The organism is Phenylobacterium sp. (assembly GCF_004299445.1).
Taxonomy (GTDB): Bacteria; Pseudomonadota; Alphaproteobacteria; order Caulobacterales; family Caulobacteraceae; genus Phenylobacterium.
Genome location: NZ_SCTC01000083.1, coordinates 1 through 16556 on the forward strand (window position 1 = coordinate 1; position 16556 = coordinate 16556).

Here is a 16556-nt window from a genome sequence, read left to right on the forward strand (position 1 = left end):
GGTAGCCGCAGTTCCGCCAGCCGCGCGGTATCCAACGCGACGCGCACCTCCGAAGGCGGCGCGCCCCAGATCTCGGCCCGCCGAACGCCCGGCGCGCGATCCAGGCGCTCCCGGAGCTGATCCGCCGCCTTCTCAAGTCGCCGCATCGGCAGGGTCTCGCTGACCAGCGCCACCTGCACGATCGCCACCTCGGTGGTCCGCGCCCGACGGACCTCCAGCTCGACCAGTCCCGCGGGCAGCGACGGACGCAGCGCATTCACCTCGCGCACGACCTCGTCGTACTTCCGCTCCGGATTTACGCTCCAGTCGAACTCGACGTTCACCGAACCCGCGCCGTCCAGGCTGGTCGACGCGATGTCGTCCACGTCGTCGAGGCCGGCCAGCACGTCCTCGATCGGATCGACGACCAGCTGTTCGATCTCGGCCGGCTCGGCGCCCGGCATTACCGCCCGCACCGACACCACGGGGATTGGGAAGTGCGGGTCCTCAGACCGCGGCGTGGTCATCAGCGCGTTCAGACCCAGGAGGGTCAGCAGACCGAACGCGACCAGCGTGAACTGCCAGCGACGAACCGCGAAGTCGGCGATATCGAACCTCACCGGGCGGCCACGGCCGGCAGCTTTGCGGGATCGACCACCAGCACGGCCTGGCCGTCACTGACGAACCCGGCTCCGGCGGTGATCACCCTGGCGCCCGGCGGCAGCCCGGAGACCCGCGCGAAGTCGCCTTCGAAGCCCTCGAACGTCACCGCCCGGCGTCGGGCCTTGCCCTGGGCGTCCACGACCAGAACGCTGGCTGCACGATCCTTGGCCTCGAGGATCGCCTCAGCCGGGACGCGCGCCGCCTGAGCGCCGACGTCGGTCGCTACGGCGACACTCGCGCTCGCCACCTGGCCGCTCAGCGCCTGTGCGCTGGGCGGCAGGGCCACCTCGATCTCCACGCCGGCGGTCAGTGCGTTCGCACTCCGTCCGACACGCACCACCTGTCCGGCGACAGGCGGGGCCCCGCCGCCCAGGTCCACGCGCACCGCATCGCCCACCTTGACCCGGCCCGCCTGGCGATCCGGCGCATCGGCCCGCAGGACCAGCCCGCTACGCTCGTCGGCCACGGTGATCACCGTCTGGCCGGGCTGAACGACCTCGCCGGCCTGCGCCGTGCGCGTCAGCACCACCCCCTCCACCGGCGAGACCAGGCTAGCCCAGCGGCGGTCGAAAGCGGCTGCCGACATCCCGGCCTGCGCCGCTTTCAGAGCGCTGGCGCTGTCGTCAAGTCGCTGCCGGCTGACAAAGCCCTGGTCGAAAAGGATTCGGGCGCGAGCCATGTCGCGCTCTGCACGCTCCAGATCGGCCCGCGCGCGCTGCTCGGCCGCGGCCACGCCGGTGGGATCGAGCCTGGCCACCACCTGACCGGCCCGGACCCGGTCGCCCGCCTCGACGTCCAGCCGCGTCATCACGCCCGGTACACGGAACGACAGATCCATCTCGCGACGCCGCTCGATCCGGCCGGTGAAGGTCAGTGTCTCAGCACCGGTCGCAGCGCCGATCTGAACCGCCTCCACCGGCGTGGGCGGCGGCGCTGAAGTTGCGGGGGCGTCGGCCTTCCCGCAGGAGGTCAACATCAGCGTCAGGACGGCCGACATCCCGATCCAGCCCCGATCGCGCATCTCTTCCTTCATGATCGATCAATGATCGACTATCAGTGATCAACGATCGGTTTCGTTGTCAAGCCGTAGCATCGGTGACAGGAACAACACCATGAAGGCGGGGACGAGATCGCCGCCCAAGCGCAAAGGGCTCGGGCCGGAGCGGCGGGAGGAGATCCTCGACGCGGCGCTGCGGCTGTTTTCCCAATACGGCCTCTACGGGGTTTCAACCCGCCAGATCGCAAGCGCCGTGGGCATTTCGCAGCCGACGCTCTACGCATACTTCCCGTCGAAGCATGACTTGGCCGCTGCATTGCATGAGCGCGCCTTCGCCGGGTTGCATGCCCGGTTGGTGGCCAGCCTTGCCCTGCCTCGCACTCGCGACGGCTTCCGCGTCGCGCTACGCCACTACGTCGACTTCGGGCTGGACAACCCCGACGCCTATAGACTGGCCTTCATGCTCGAAGGCCCCCTGGGCCGCACGCCCCGCGCCGACGACCTCGCGATCCCGCCCGAGGCGCATGCGACTTTCGGGGTGTTGCGAATCTGGATCGATGAACTCCACGCGAACGGCTCGGCTAGCTCGGACGATCCCGAACGTCTCGCCCAGTCGCTTTGGGCGGCGCTGCATGGCCTCGTCGCCCTCCTCCTGGCCCGCCCCGAGTTTCCGTGGGTCGAGCGGGAGGCCCTGATCCAGGGCCACATCGACCTGCTGCTCGACGCCGCTGTAACCGGCAAACACCGCGGCGCGTGAGCGACGGTCAGACCAGACGACTTCATTCGCCGCACGACCGCGATCAAGCGGCGCCGAAGCCTATCCGCCAACGTGGCCGAGGGGCCCGTTCAGCCCCTCGCCGATCGCCGCCTCTAGTTCCCGAGCGGCGTGTTCTCGTTCGGGCCGTCGCTTTGCTGGCGGCGGCGGTTGGGCAGCATCGACTGGGCCGCGGCCAGTTCCATCCGGTCCAGACCGCCGTCCCCGTTCTTGTCGATCTTGGGGAACGCCATTGCGATCATGTTGCCCATCTGGCCCTTGAGTTCGGCCTTCTGGAGCTTGCCGTCGATGTTGTCGTCCATCATGCCGATCAGCCGAGTCTGGGCGAAGCGGGCGTCGCTGTCGACCTGCTTGGCGGCGGTCTCATCCAGCCAGCGGAACGAGAGCGAGGTGAACAGCATCTCTTCGTGGCTCTGCTCGCCCCAGGTGACCTTGATGGTCGGGTCCGGGTTGGACGGGTTGGCCTTCGAGTTGTCGTAGACGTAGTTGGCGATCAGCCGCGAGCCCGCGGGGATCTTGATGGGCTCAGCGAAGGTGTAGCTGCGCTGCCAGTTGAAATCATAGCGCGGCAGGGTGAGCAGCAGCTTCTTCTTGCCGTCCGGCGTCTGCAGCCACAGGTCGGATGAATAGGCCCGGTAGTGGGCGTGCGGGAACGCAGAGTAGAGCAGCGCGTCGTTGGGGAACTCGACGTAGGCCATTTCCTTATGGCGCTTGGTGTTCGGGGCGATCGTGATGGTCGGGTCGATCACCACGACGCCACGCATGATGTACTTCGGCATGTCCTCGCGGAAGTAGACGCCGATCTGCGTGTTATCGACCGTCTCCTTGCCGTAGGGCGTGTAGTGCATCTGGTAGCCGACGGCGCCGCCGGCCGGCAGGTAGGTGCCCACCTCGCCCGAGAACACGTTGGATTCGGCGCCCACGGCATAGCCGCCGACCGACCCGCGCCAACGGGTTTCCGACGCCGTCTCGCCTGCCTTCGGCACATCCTTCATCCAGCCCGTCAGCACGTGGTGCACGGCCTGGCGGTCGCCCGGCTTCACGGTGGTGGCGCGGATCCACTTGCCCTGGGTCAGCGGGTTCTCGGTGAACGGGCGCTGATAGTCGACGATGCCCGAGGCCGGCACCTTGTAGGCCGGGATGTTCAGGATCAGGTCGGGCTTGCCCAGCGGCCATTCGGCAGCGGTGTGCCGCGTGCCCGCCAGCGGGTCGGCGCCCTCGCCGCGCGGCGCACCGGCCTCGACCCAGTGGACCAGCGTCTTGATCTCGGCCGGGGTCAGATTCTTCGTGTCGGAGAATTTGCTGACGTGCGGGTCGGCGTTGTAGGGCGGCATCCGGTCGGTGCGGATCACCTCGCGGATCATCGGCGAGAAGCCCTTCACCATCTCGTAGCTCGTCAGCTTCATCGGGCCGATGCCGCCTTCCTGATGGCAGCCGACGCAGTTCTTCTCGAGGATCGGAGCCACGTCCTTGACGTAGGTGAGCTTGGCGCCCGCGCCGCGCGACGGGAACGCGATCGGAGCGCCCAGCGGGCCCGTCGCAGCCGGGGCCGCCCGGCCGGCCGCCAGGGCCTCGAGGGCGCCGGCGACGCCGCTGACCGGGCCACGGTAGGCGATGGTCCAGGTCTTCGGATTGATGACATACGCTTCGGCCGAGCGGGTGACGCCCAGGCTTTCACCGATCAGCTGGTTGGGGTCGAGCAGGACCGGCACGGCGTAGCCGACGCTGGACGCCTCGGAGAGGATCGCCTCGCGGCTGTCCTTCAGGCTGGAATTCAGAAGCCGGAACTCAACGCCCTTGGCGCCGTAGGTATCGGCCAGGGCCTTCAGTTGGGGCGCGAGGCCGCGGATCACGGCATCGCCATTGGCCTGGGTGACCAGAACCACCGCGCTGGCGTCGTTCATGCGATAGAGTTCGTGGGCTTCCAGGTTGGCGTCCACCAGCATGAAGTTGTCGACGCTGGCGGGCGTCGTGGCCGAGGCGTTCACCTGGGAGCCCGTCAGGGCCGCCTGCTGGGTGTCGCTGGCGCAGCCGGTCACAAGCGCGGTGGTCGCCAGAAGGCCCATCAGGCCGAGACGCGTCGTCATGGTAGCTCCCCAATCTCTATCGTTCGGCGCCCAGGCGCGAGAACCTGAGCCGCGCGTCATTTTCGCCGCATCACATTACACCATTATTTCGAAAACCTTCGCGCCCCGGGTTGGAGGCGGTCGCGGCCGGACTCAGTCGCCGCCCTGGGCCTTCCCGCCCTTGGCGCTGACGATCATCTTGACCAGCGCTTCGGTAACGTTCGGCTCGAGGCCCTCGGTGTGGCCCTTGTCCATCCGCACCACGTCGGCGACGACGCGGCCGTCCTTGCACTTGGGATAGACGTAGACCTCGCTCTTCCCCGGCCCGGCCTTCATTCCCCAGACCTTGTAGCCGGCGCGGCTGAAGTCCCAGACGTGTCCGGGCTTGTCGTCGACGATGTCATTCTCGCGGATCCGCGCGCCGCAGCCGTACTTCGTGGCCCAGGGCGAGGTGGCAGGCAGACTGTCGATCTCCCACTGCCCGACTGCAAAGATATGACTGAACTCGCAGGCCGGCGGCCTGTCGTTGGCCATCGGGTTCGGACCGGCGGGGCGCGGGTCGGGCGGCGAGCCATCGGCCTTGGGCGGGCCGAACTGCTTCACGAAAGGCGCCTGGCCGATGCGGCCGCCGGACAGGCTGAGCCAGCCGTCGACCTTGCCCTTGAAGTAGTCGCTGCAGACGATGCGGCGCGAGGTGAACCCACCCTGGCTATGCCCGGCCAACCACATCGCCTTCACGTTGCCCTTGCCGAAGCTGTCGAAGACGAAATCGGTGATGTTCTGCAGATGAGCGTCGTCGGCCGCGCCATCCCAGCGGCGCACCGGCGTGGCCGTCGCCGCCGTCGGGGTGGCCACCACCAGCCGATACTTCTGCACGTAGTCCGAGGCGGGGAAGTAGTGGCGCTGCCAGTTGCCGACCGACCCAGCCCCGTGGATGTTGAGGATGAAGGTCACCTTCTCGCCCGGCTTCAGGTCGCAGGGATAGTCCAGCCAGAACTTGCGCCCCGTCCTGGCGTCGGTCGCGTTGCCCAGATCGGCCAGCGGGCCCGGCACGCAGGCCGTACCCTCGCATCTCACCGGCTGCGGCGTCGTGCACGCCACGCCGCCCACGTCCCGAGCCAGCGACGGCCCGGCGGTCGCCAGGAGTCCCAGCGCCGCGCCCAGGGCAATCTGCGTCGTCTTCATCGTCCCTCGCTCCCGCGATTGAGCCCTTGTCGTGGCGGCAGCACTTTGCCGCCGTATTTCAGGGTCCGCCAACCTGGGCGCCGAGCACTCCGGTCGCCCGGCGGTTGACGCAACCGGCCCCCGCCGCCGATCCTGCGCGGGGGAGTACGATCATCATGGCGTCGAACGAGATCTGGCAGTGGTCGGCCGTAGACACGGCGACGGCGATCCGAACCGGCCAGGTCAGCGCCCTGGAAGTGACCCAGGCGCACGTCGCGCGCCTCCACGCCGCCAACCCGGCCCTGAACGCCGTCGTCGTCGACCTGATCGACCAGGCCCTGGACGCCGCCCGCGCCGCCGATGCAGCCCAGGCCTCGGGGGCCGAACTCGGTACGCTTCACGGCGTCCCCGTGACGATCAAGATCAACATCGACGTCGAGGGACAGGCCAACTCCAACGGCGTCGTGGCGCTGAAGGACAATATCGCTCCCGGCGACGCGCCCGTGACCGCCAACCTCAAGCAGGCCGGCGCGATCATCCTGGGGCTCACCAACACGCCCGAGTTCTCGATGCGGGCGTTCACCGACAACCCGCTGCATGGCCAGACGTGGAACCCCTGGGACCGCGCGATCACCTGCGGGGGGTCGTCGGGCGGCGCGGCGGCGGCGGTCGCGGCCGGGATCGGCTGCATCGCGCACGGCAACGACATTGGCGGCTCGCTGCGTTGGCCGGCCTTCTGCACCGGTATCGCCACCATCCGCCCAAGCCAGGGACGCGTCCCCGCCTTCAACCCCTCGGCGCCGGTCGAGCGCCCCCCCATGGCGCAGCTGATGTCGGTCCAGGGGCCGTTGTGCCGCGACGTCGCCGACGTGCGGCTCGCGCTGTCGGTGATGAGCCGCCGCGACGTCCGCGATCCCTGGTGGGTTCCGGCCCCCCTGGAAGGCCCGCCCCTGCCCAAACGTGTGGCGAAGGCGAAGATCCCCGCCAGCATGGACTGCAACCACGAGGTCCTCGCGCTCATCGACCGCGCCGCCGCCTGGCTGTCCGAGGCCGGATACGAGGTCGTGGAGCTGGAGGTTCCCGACATCGACGAGACCTTCAAGGTCTGGGTCGACCTGATCTCCACCGAGATCACCGTCCTCCAGCTCAAGCAGTACCGAGAGCAGGGTGGCCCGCTGTTCCAGGGCGCGCTGGACGGCATCCTGACGATGGCGACGATCCTGGACGGCCCCGGCTATATGCAGGCCGTCGCCTATCGCGCCCGTCTCATCCGCCGCTGGCTGGCGTTCCTGGAGGACTGGCCAGTGATCCTTGCCCCGGTCTCCGTGCAGCCCACACCCGCCTTCGACGCCGACCTCGTCAGCACCGAGGCGGTCCGGCGCATCTTCGGCAACGACCTGCGCTTCAACATGGCCGTCAGCGCGCTGGGCGTCCCGGTCGCGACCACCCCGATCGGCTATGTCGACGGCGCGCCGATCGGCATCCAACTCATCGGTCAGCGCTTCCGCGAGGACGCCTGCCTTGAGGCAGCGGCCGCCATCGAGGCCCGGCTGGGACTGCCCGTCCACGACCTCTGGGCGCGGTCGACCTAGGCCCTCCGACCCGAGTTGCACCACCTCGCATCGGGCTGCATCGCGGCGCAACCTAGACTCGGCCCAAACAAGCTTAGCAATACAACTTTCTGGTGTATTTCAATTGACTCGACCGCGCTGCGGCGCGTAGCGTCAACTCGGCTAAGACAAATGTTCAGGAGCTATTATCCAAGGTGGGGCAAGTAACTTGCGCCGCCCTTTCCAGTGCTGCGAAGCCAACAGCCTAGCAAACGAGGAGGACGCGGATGGCCACGCAACCGCGCGAGAAGACCGATTTTGTCATCAAGGACCTGGTAGTCAGTATTCCGTCCGCCGCCGGCGCCGGCGGGCGGTCTTTCCTTCCCGCCGATGACGGCGAACCCTTGCCCTGGTGGATCTCGCCGGTGGCCGGGGTCCTGGGCAAGGAGCACATCCTTGAGATCGCCCGCGAGACGGTCCGGGTGGCCCTGAAGGACCAGGCGGCGCTGGACAGCATCGGTCTCGCGTTCCAGGCGGGAGCCCACGAGGGCAATCCGGCGTTGCGTGAAGCGATCCACGACGTGGGCTCGGCGGTCGTCGCCAGCGCCGTTTGGGCCGACCTCGCGCGGGCCGGCGCGCGCACCAATGGCGGCGGCGGCGGCGTTGGCCTTCCCAACCCCGACTGCGGCGGCTCGTCGCTTGAGACCATCCCCACGCCGATCACCCCGATCGTGCACGTCGGCATGGAAGCGCACCGGGTCTCGGACCTGCCCAAGATGCGCAAGCAGCTCGCGATCGCGGTCGAGAAACTCGACAAGATCTCGGCCAGCTACGCCCCTCGAGGCGACGACATCCCGGCGGTGAAGAAGCACCTCGAGGGGGCGCTTCAGAGCCTCGGGCGCTGAAGGCGCGGCCCGCCATGGCCGGACGGCTCGCCGAGCTCTCGCTGCGGGCCATCCGGACCGTGGCGGCGCTTCCGACCTCGGACGTCGGCCTGCTCGCGCGGCGACTCTACGCCTATGGCGCCGCGCCGTTCGGGCATGACGCCGAACTGGCCTTCGGACCGGGAGACAACGCGCTCTCGGTCCTGGGCCTCGCCCCCGGCGGCGCGGTGCGCGAGCTCCTGGCGCAATACTACGAGGCCTCGACCTATCCGGGCTGGATCAGCTTCCGACGCGCGGGTGGCGACCTGGCCGAGGCGCCGGCCTGCAAGCTCTATGTCAGCCCTCGCCCCGAGGCGCTGGCTGACGCCTTCCCCGTCATCGCAAACACCTTCGCCAGCCTGGACGTCGGGTCGTTCAAGGTCGGTCGCGGCGCACCCGGACTGCTGCGGGCGGACAAGATCGTGGCCTATTTCGACGACCTGGATCATCTCGGCACAGTGGCCATGGCCCTGACGCGCGCCCTTCGCGGCGCGCCGCCCCAGGGCGCAGCGTTCACCGCCGAGATCGCCGGCGACGGGCTCCTCTCCTGGGGACGAGACCCCTGCCCCGTCGCCGGCGCCCAGCCTCAGAGCTGGCGCTCGTGGATCACCGACAGGGTGGCCGAGGCGATCGTGGCCGTGCGGCAGCCCGGCGCCGATCCTGCCCCCGCCGTCACGGCCCGGCTGGCTGAACAGGGCGTTCGCGACTGGGTGACGCCATGAGCCAGCCCGAGACCGGCTTGTCGGACGTCCTGTTCATGCTGCCGCCAGACGCTCAACTCGTGGAGGTCGGCGACCTGTCCTTGCGTCTGCAGGCCAAGATCGGACCCGCGCCACCCGGCCACGTCGTGGTGAGCCGCCCAGGCTTCCGGGTGACCACGCGGCTGGTGAGCGCGGAACTCGCCCGCCTCATGGACCGCTTCCGCGAGCCGCGCAGCTTCGTGGAGGCCGTCCTCGACTTCAGCCAAGCCGAGGCGCGTGATCCTTTCGCGACGCTGGAGGACGCCTTCGACGCCCTGGCCACCCTGGTCGACGGCCGGGTCCTGGTGCCCGCCGATTCGCCGGACGCCCAGGCCATAGCGCCCAGCCTCGCTGCGGGCCAAGCCTTCGGCGCCTATGAGATCGTCTTGCTGGTTCAGGCGCTGGAGGACGGCGAGGTCTATCGCGCGCTGGCGCCGGACGAGACACCCGTGGCCCTAAAGATCGCCCGGCCAGGCGACAGACTTTCGTTCGCCCACGAGGCCCGCATCCTCCGGCAGTTGGGCGGCGGCGGCGACAGCCCTCGGCTGCTGGAGTTGGGCGAGGCCCACGAGCGGCGCTTTCTGGCCATGGAGTGGCGGCCGGGGGCGCCGATCGCCGCGGCCGCCCAGCAGGCCCGCGCCAGCGGCGACCGGCGCCGGCTACATCGGTTGGTCAGCAGGCTCCTGGCGGCCTACGGACGTCTCCACGCCCGCGGCGTCGTCCATGGCGACATCCATCCTGGCAACATCCTGATGGCCGAGGACGGGCGGATCACCCTGCTGGACTTCGGCCGCGCCCGCGCCGGCGTGACCGGCGGGGCGGACATCTCCCGCGCCGGCATCGCCCACTTCTACGAGCCCGAGATGGCTGCGGCCCTGGCGGCCGACCGCCTGCCGCCGGCGGTCACGCCGAAAGGAGAGCAGGCCGCCGTCGCCGCGCTCGCCTATCTGTTGCTGACGGGCCTGCCGACCGTGGACGCCACAGCGGAGCATGCCGAGCTTCTGGTCCGCATTGCGCGCCGCCCGCCCCTGCCCTTCACCGCCCGGGGCATCGAGGCCTGGCCCGCGGCCGAGGCGGTCCTGATCCGCGCGCTGGCCAAGGATCCGGCCGAGCGCTTCACCACGATGGCCGCCTTCGCCGAGGCCTTCGCCGCCGCGGGTCCGGCCCGTCGGCGGACCCGCCGACCGCCCTCTGCAGACGCCTTGCTGGGCGCAGCTCTGGATCGCGCCGGGGAGGTCTGGGCCGACGCCAGCGAGCTTGAGGCCTTGCGTCTGGGTTGGCTGGCGCTTCGCGCAGCTCTGGCCTGGAGCGATGTCGACCTGCTGGCCGCCGCCGACGTCTGGTCGGCCCGCGCCGGCGATGACTGGAGAGCCCAGGCCGTGCGCGCCCACGTGGCCCGTGCGCGCTGCGACCGATCCGGCGAAGCCCGGGCGCTCGAGGCTTTCACCCAGCGCGCGCCGCCGGGCGATGCCCCCCTGGCCGTGCTGGCGCGGCTGATGGATGGCGCCGGCGCCCGCGACATCGAGCCTACGCCTTTCGCCACGTGGGCCGCCGATCGCCTATACGCCGCGATGGTGGCGGGCCGCCCCGTGATGCGCGACCATCTGGCGCTGGCCCGCGCCGGCCTCCTGCCACTGCCCGACATGCTGGGCGCCCTGGCGGCGCTTCCGCCGGGCGCCGGCGACGCCGACCTGTGGGCGCTGGCCCACGACGCCTACGCCGAACCGGCCTTCGCCGAGCGCGCCGCGGTGGCGGCCCGACGCTCCAACGACATCTATGACCTGCTGCGCGTCCACCAGCTTACGGGCGAGACCGACTGGCTGGTCGCCGCGCGGCGCCAGGCGCATGGGGCCGCGCGCCAAGCCCCGGCCGGATCGCTCGATCTTGGCCTGGCCCTGCGGCTCATCGAGCTGGAAACGCCGTACCGGAGCGTCAGGCCTCCGTTCGATTGGCTCTAGACTGACCTTACGGAGAGCGAGGAACCTCCGCGGCAACGATCTTCATGCTCGCGAGGAAAGACTATGGGCGAAGCCTACATCATCGACGCCTGCCGCACGCCGCGCGGTATCGGCAAGGTTGGCAAGGGCGCCCTTGCGGACCACCACCCGCAGCACCTGGGCGCCACCGTCCTGGCCGCGCTGCGCGACCGCAACAACCTGAACACCGCCGACGTCGACGACGTGATCTGGGGCACCTCGTCCCAGCGCGGCAAGCAGGGCGGCGACATGGGCCGCATGGCGGCGCTGGACGCTGGCTATGACATCAAGGCCTCGGGCGTCACGCTCGACCGCTACTGCGGCTCGGGCATCACCGCGGTGAACCTTGCCGCGGCTCAGATCATGTCGGGCATGGAAGATCTCGTGATCGCCGGTGGCTGCGAGATGATGTCTTACACGGCCTCCAGCGCGCCGAAGCCGGATCCTGAAGCCGGCCCGATGCTGATGGACTCGGGCAACCTGCGCCTGCGCGCCAAGCACCCGCAGAGCCACCAGGGTATCTGCGCCGACGCCATCGCCACCCTGGAAGGCATCAGCCGCGAGGCGCTGGACGAGCTGGCCTATGTCAGCCAGCAGCGCGCGGCCAAGGCCATCGCCGAGGGCGCCTTTGACCGCGCCCTGATCCCGGTGCTGCGCGAGGATGGCTCGGTGGCCCTCGACCACGAGGAATTCCCCCGCCCTCAGACCACCCTGGAAGGCCTGGCCGCCCTGAAGCCATCGTTCGAGGCGATGGCCAACATGCCGCTCGACAGCAGGGGCACCACCTTCGCGGGCCTGATCAACCAGGTGTACCCTGACCTCAAGATCAAGCACTTCCACCATGCCGGGAACTCCTCGGGCGTCGTGGACGGGTCGGGCGCCGTGCTGCTGGCCTCGGCCGAGTACGCCCGGAAGCATGGCCTGAAGCCCCGCGCCCGCGTCGTGGCCATGGCCAACGTCGGCGACAGCCCGACGCTGATGCTGAACGCTCCGGTCCCTGCGGCCCAGAAGGTGCTGAAGAAGGCAGGCCTGACGGTCGACGACATCGACCTGTGGGAAATCAACGAGGCCTTCGCCGTCGTCGCCGAGAAGTTCATTCGTGACCTCAAGCTCGACCGCGAAAAGGTCAATGTGAACGGCGGCGCCATGGCCCTTGGCCATCCGATCGGCGCCACCGGGTCGATCCTGATCGGCACCATCGTCGACGAGCTGGAGCGGCGCGACCTCAAGCGCGGCCTGGTCACCATGTGCGCCGCCGGCGGCATGGCTCCGGCCATCATCGTCGAGCGGGTCTAATGGCGGAGCTCAGCCGCCAGCGCCGGTTCGTCACGCCAGGTCCCGGCGAGACGGTCGAGCAGCTGGCGGCGCGGGCCATGCCGGACCAGCCGCTGGAGAGCGCGGTCGACAGAATCAAGAGCTGGAACCTGCACGTCTTCGCGATGCGTCGGCCGCCCGGCCTGATGCTGGGTTCGGACGTGATCTTCGTCGAGCCGCCCGTCACGCATGCCTGAGAGCGCGCTGGACGAGGCGGTGATCGTCGGGGCCGAGATCGTCGCCGGCCACGACGGCACGGCCGAGCTCGTTGTGCGACTGCTGCATCCCGACGGGTCCGAGCATCCCGTGTTGCTCGACGAGGACACGGGCTTGAAATTGATGGAGGCCTGCGGGGCGTCGAGCCTCGAAGACCTCTATGGCCAGTCCTGGCGCAGGATCGTGCCGGACGCCTGAAGGAGAGACGGGATGTTCGACGTGATCGTGCGCGGCGGGACCGTGGTGGATGGGTCGGGCGCTCCCGGCTTCCAGGGCGACGTGGCGGTGAAGGACGGAAAGATCGCCGCCGTCGGCCAGGTTTCGGGCGAGGCCCGGCAGGTCATCGACGCCTCGGGCCGCGTCGTCGCCCCCGGCTTCATCGATCCGCACACTCACTTCGACGTCCAGCTCCTCTGGGACGGCGCGGCAAAGCCCGCCCTTGAGCACGGCGTCACCTGCGTGGTGCCCGGCAACTGCTCGCTGTCCCTGGCGCCGCTCAAGGCCGCTGACCGCCGCGCCGTCGTGGGCATGTTCCAGCAGATCGAGGAGATGCCGCCCGAGGCCTTCACGACCGCGTTCGAATGGACCTGGGAAGACTTCGCCGGCTACCGCGCCGCGATCGAGAAGGGCCTGTCGATCAACGTGGCGCCGCTGGTCGGGCACAGCGTGATCCGTCTCTGGGTCATGGGTCCGGCCGCGCAGGAGCGCGCCGCGACGCCTGGCGAGATCGCCGCGATGCAGGACTTGCTGCGCGAATGCCTGGACGCCGGCGCCGTCGGCCTGTCGACCAGCTTCGTCGACCTTGACGAGCATGGACGTCCGGTGCCCAGCCGCTACGCCCAGGCCGAAGAGCTGGACGCCCTGGCCGCCGTGCTGGGCGAGTATGGCCGCATGCTGCAGGTGGTGCCTGAGTTCTACGCCACCGACATCACCATCGCGCGGATCGACCAGCTGGCGGATCTGTCGATCCGGCACAACATACCCACCACCTTCTCGCCGCTGTTCGACACCCTGGCCGTGCCCGACAACGCCGAGCGCGCCATCGCCCGCGTCGAGGAACAGTTCGCGCGCGGGGCCCGCGTCTGGCCGCAGATGCAGACGCGGCCGATCGACATAAGCTTCAGCCTGCTGCGCCCCAGCCTGTTCTTCGCCCGCCTGCCGCGCTGGGTGCGCATCCTGCGCCAGCCGCTGGACCAGCGCCTGGCGGCGCTGCGCGATCCGGAGACGCGGGAGAAAATGCTCGCGGACCTGGGACCTGATGGCGGTGAGGCGATGTTCGGCCGCCTGATCGCCCGCGGCGGCGACGCCTGCCCCCGTGCACTCGTGGGCAAGACGCTGAGCCAGATCGCCAAGGACCGCGGCCAGCCCGCCGGCCTGGCGCTCATCGAGCTCAGCCTGGAGAACGGTCTGGACGTCGCGTTCCTGTCGGCCGGCCAGGGTCACCAGGTGACCGACCGCATCGGCCCGATGCTGGCCCACCCCCTGGTCCACATTGGCGCCAGCGACGGCGGCGCGCACCTTGCCTCTTTCTCGACGTACGGCGACACCGGCTACCTGTTCTCCGAGTTCGTGCGGAAGGCCGGCGCCATGAGCCTGGAGAAGGCTGTGGCCAAGATCACCTCCGAGACCGCCGACATCTGGGGCCTCAAGGACCGCGGCCGCCTGCAGCCGGGTCTGGCCGCCGACATCGTGGTCTTTGACGCCGCCACCATCGACCGCGAGGACGAACTGCCGGTGTTCGACATGCCGGGTGACGGCATGCGTTACACACGCGCGGCCCGCGGCGTCGACACGGTGCTGGTCAATGGCGCTGTAGCCTACTCCGGCGGCGCCTACACCGACGCGAAGAGCGGCGTCGTCTGCGTCTAGTCGGCGCGCGATCAGGAATTCCGACCCTCAGCTGCCACGAAGGGCCCGCTCGGGCGTTAGCGATCCCAGCGATCGTCGCACCTCCGAGCTCAGGGACCTTCCGTCATGCCGACCACCAAGGGCGCGCCGCCGCGCGCCAACGCCGCGACTGCCGGGATCGGCGGCGAGACGCACCAGACCGCCTCGGCGCCCGATGCGCGCCTGACGACCAACCACGGCGTCCCGGTCAGCGACAACCAGAACTCGCTGAAGGGCGGCGCGCGCGGGCCGACCCTGCTGGAAGACTTCGTCCTGCGGGAGAAGATCCAGCACTTCGACCACGAGAGGATTCCCGAGAGGATCGTCCACGCCCGCGGCTCGGCCGCCCATGGCTTCTTCGAGCTGACCCAGTCGCTGTCCAAGTACACGCGCGCCAAGATTCTCACCGAGGTCGGCGAGAAGACCGAGGTGTTCGCCCGTTTCTCCACCGTGGCCGGCGGCGCCGGCTCGGTCGACACGCCGCGCGACGTCCGCGGCTTCGCCGTGAAGCTCTACACCAAGGAGGGCAACTGGGACCTCGTGGGCAACAACATCCCGGTCTTCTTCATCCAGGACGCCATCAAGTTCCCCGACCTGGTCCACGCGGTGAAGATGGAGGCCGACCGCGGCTATCCCCAGGCGGCCAGCGCGCACGACACCTTCTGGGACTTCATCGGGCTGATGCCCGAGAGCACCCACATGATCATGTGGGCCATGTCTGACAGAACCATACCGCGCAGCCTGCGCATGATGGAGGGCTTCGGCGTCAACACCTTCCGGCTGCTGAACGACCAGGACGAGGCCACATTCGTGAAGTTCCACTGGCGTCCGAAGCTGGGCACGCAGTCCACCTGCTGGGACGAGGCCGTGAAGATCGCGGGCGCCGACCCGGATTATCACCGCCGCGATCTGTTCGAAGCCATCGACACCGGCGCCTTCCCCGAGTGGGAGTTCGGCGTGCAGCTGCTGAGCCAGGAAGAAGCCGATGCCTTGCCCTTCGACATCCTCGACGCGACCAAGCTGATTCCCGAGGAGCTGTTCCCGATCCAGGTGGTCGGGCGGATGGTGCTTGATCGCAATCCCGACAACTTCTTCGCCGAGACCGAGCAGGCTGCCTTCCTGCCCACCAACATGCCCCCCGGCATCGACGTCTCGGAGGATCCCCTGCTGCAAGGCCGGCTGTTCTCCTACCAGGACACCCAGCTGTCGCGCCTGGGCACGGTCAACTTCCACCAGTTGCCCATCAACCAGCCCAAGGGCTGCCCCTTCCAGAACTTCCAGCGCGACGGCCACATGCAGACCCAGGTCTTCAGGGGGCGCGCAAACTATGAACCGAATAGCCTCGCCGACACTGGCGAGCCCGGCGGTCCGCGCGAGGACCCTTTAGGCGGGTTCCGCAGTTTCGCGGCGCCCGTCGAGCAGACCAAGGCGCGTCTTCGCGCCGAGACCTTCGCCGATCACTATAGCCAAGCCCGGCTGTTCTATCGCTCGCAGACCCCGATCGAGCAGGCCCACCTGGCCAGCGCCCTGGTGTTCGAGCTGTCGAAGTGCAGCTTCGAGCACGTCAGAAGCCGTATTCTTGGCAACCTCCGGAACGTCGACCAGGACCTCGCGGCCCGTGTCGCCGACGGGCTGGGCATGCCGATGCCCCCGAAGAACGCGGCCGCCGTCGAGCCGATCGACATGGACGCCTCGCCGTTGCTCCGCATCGTGGGCAAGTATCCCGAGACCCTGCAGGGGCGAGCGGTCGGCATCCTGGTGACGGACGGGGCCGATGGCGCCGTGGTCGAGGCCGTGAAGGCGGCAGCCCTGGCCCAAGGCGCCGCAGTGAAGATCATCGCGCCCAAGGTGGGCGGGGCCAAGCTGAAGGGCGGCAAGCTGCTGAGGGCGGATGGCCAGCTGGCCGGCATGCCTTCGGTGCTGTTCGACGCCGTGGCCCTGGTCCTGTCCGAGGAAGGCTGCGCCGACCTCCTGGGCGAAAGCGCCGCCGTGGACTTTGTCTCGAACGCCTTCGTGCACCTGAAGGCGATCGGCTTCACGCCCGAGGCCCAGCCGCTGCTCGACAAGGCGAATGTCGAGCCTGACGCCGGGATCGTGGATCTGTCAGGCGGGGCCGACAGCTTCGTTCCTCCCGCCCGCAACCGCCAGTGGGATCGGGAGCCCAACGTCCGAAAACTCGCCTAAGCAACAAGCCACCGCGGGGCGCGAACACTTAACAAGGCGTTAACGCGCCCCGCGAAAGTCTGTAAAACACGGCCACGCGTCACTCTTCCGCCCCATTTATTCTGCAACTCGCGGAACAATGT

14 protein-coding genes are annotated in these 16556 nt (G+C 69.2%); 10 read left to right on the top strand and 4 right to left on the bottom strand.

The features are described 5' to 3' along the window. Both EPN98_RS23120 and EPN98_RS23125 read right to left on the bottom strand, forming a co-directional pair. Positions 1–599 (bottom strand): efflux RND transporter permease subunit (locus EPN98_RS23120; RefSeq protein ID WP_293365302.1); only part of this gene is annotated, 599 nt, incomplete at its 3' end. Continuing rightward, positions 596–1675 carry an efflux RND transporter periplasmic adaptor subunit gene (locus EPN98_RS23125; protein WP_293365303.1) on the bottom strand — a complete coding sequence of 360 codons (1080 nt, stop codon included), beginning with the start codon at positions 1673–1675 and terminating at the stop codon, positions 596–598. The genes EPN98_RS23125 and EPN98_RS23120, both read right to left, overlap by 4 nt. 79 nt (positions 1676–1754) lie before the next feature. Here EPN98_RS23125 and EPN98_RS23130 point away from each other — a divergent pair, with 79 nt between their 5' ends. Next, positions 1755–2396: a TetR/AcrR family transcriptional regulator gene (locus EPN98_RS23130; RefSeq protein WP_293365304.1), complete on the top strand. Its 642-nt coding sequence runs from the start codon at positions 1755–1757 to the stop codon at positions 2394–2396. Positions 2397–2509: 113 nt separating this feature from the next. Here EPN98_RS23130 and EPN98_RS23135 read toward each other — a convergent pair whose 3' ends face one another. Together EPN98_RS23135 and EPN98_RS23140 are read right to left on the bottom strand one after the other, a co-directional pair. Continuing rightward, the gene (locus tag EPN98_RS23135) at positions 2510–4501 is read right to left on the bottom strand and encodes a hypothetical protein (RefSeq protein WP_293365305.1); all 1992 of its coding nucleotides are present in this window, start codon (positions 4499–4501) and stop codon (positions 2510–2512) included. A gap of 132 nt (positions 4502–4633) precedes the next feature. After that, entirely contained in the window at positions 4634–5665 is a 1032-nt protein-coding gene (locus EPN98_RS23140) for a hypothetical protein (protein ID WP_293365306.1), read from the bottom strand. 155 nt (positions 5666–5820) lie between these two features. On the opposite strand from EPN98_RS23140, the gene EPN98_RS23145 reads away from it, so the two are divergent. From EPN98_RS23145 to EPN98_RS23185, 9 genes are all read left to right on the top strand, one after another. Continuing rightward, positions 5821–7236 carry an amidase gene (locus EPN98_RS23145; protein ID WP_293365307.1) on the top strand — a complete coding sequence of 472 codons (1416 nt, stop codon included), beginning with the start codon at positions 5821–5823 and terminating at the stop codon, positions 7234–7236. Positions 7237–7481: 245 nt separating this feature from the next. After that, on the top strand, positions 7482–8099 hold the full coding sequence (locus EPN98_RS23150) for a hypothetical protein (RefSeq protein WP_293365308.1): 618 nt from the start codon (positions 7482–7484) through the stop codon (positions 8097–8099). Between the two features lie 14 nt (positions 8100–8113). After that, the gene (locus EPN98_RS23155) at positions 8114–8839 is read left to right on the top strand and encodes a hypothetical protein (RefSeq protein ID WP_293365309.1); all 726 of its coding nucleotides are present in this window, start codon (positions 8114–8116) and stop codon (positions 8837–8839) included. After that, on the top strand, positions 8836–10815 hold the full coding sequence (locus tag EPN98_RS23160) for an AarF/UbiB family protein (RefSeq protein ID WP_293365310.1): 1980 nt from the start codon (positions 8836–8838) through the stop codon (positions 10813–10815). The genes EPN98_RS23155 and EPN98_RS23160 overlap by 4 nt, the downstream gene beginning before the upstream one ends. A gap of 63 nt (positions 10816–10878) precedes the next feature. Further along, a complete protein-coding gene (locus EPN98_RS23165; protein WP_293365311.1) occupies positions 10879–12129 on the top strand; it encodes an acetyl-CoA C-acetyltransferase in 1251 nt (416 codons plus the stop codon). Next, a complete protein-coding gene (locus tag EPN98_RS23170; protein ID WP_293365312.1) occupies positions 12129–12344 on the top strand; it encodes a hypothetical protein in 216 nt (71 codons plus the stop codon). Before EPN98_RS23165 ends, EPN98_RS23170 begins: the two co-directional genes overlap by 1 nt. Then, positions 12337–12561 (top strand): hypothetical protein, encoded by a 225-nt coding sequence (locus tag EPN98_RS23175; protein WP_293365313.1) that lies wholly within the window; start codon positions 12337–12339, stop codon positions 12559–12561. The genes EPN98_RS23170 and EPN98_RS23175 overlap by 8 nt, the downstream gene beginning before the upstream one ends. Positions 12562–12573: 12 nt before the next feature. Then, positions 12574–14232, top strand: a complete 1659-nt coding sequence (locus EPN98_RS23180; protein WP_293365314.1) for an amidohydrolase family protein — start codon at positions 12574–12576, stop codon at positions 14230–14232. 105 nt (positions 14233–14337) lie between these two features. After that, on the top strand, positions 14338–16434 hold the full coding sequence (locus EPN98_RS23185) for a catalase (RefSeq protein WP_293365315.1): 2097 nt from the start codon (positions 14338–14340) through the stop codon (positions 16432–16434). The last annotated feature ends 122 nt before the right edge of the window (positions 16435–16556 follow it).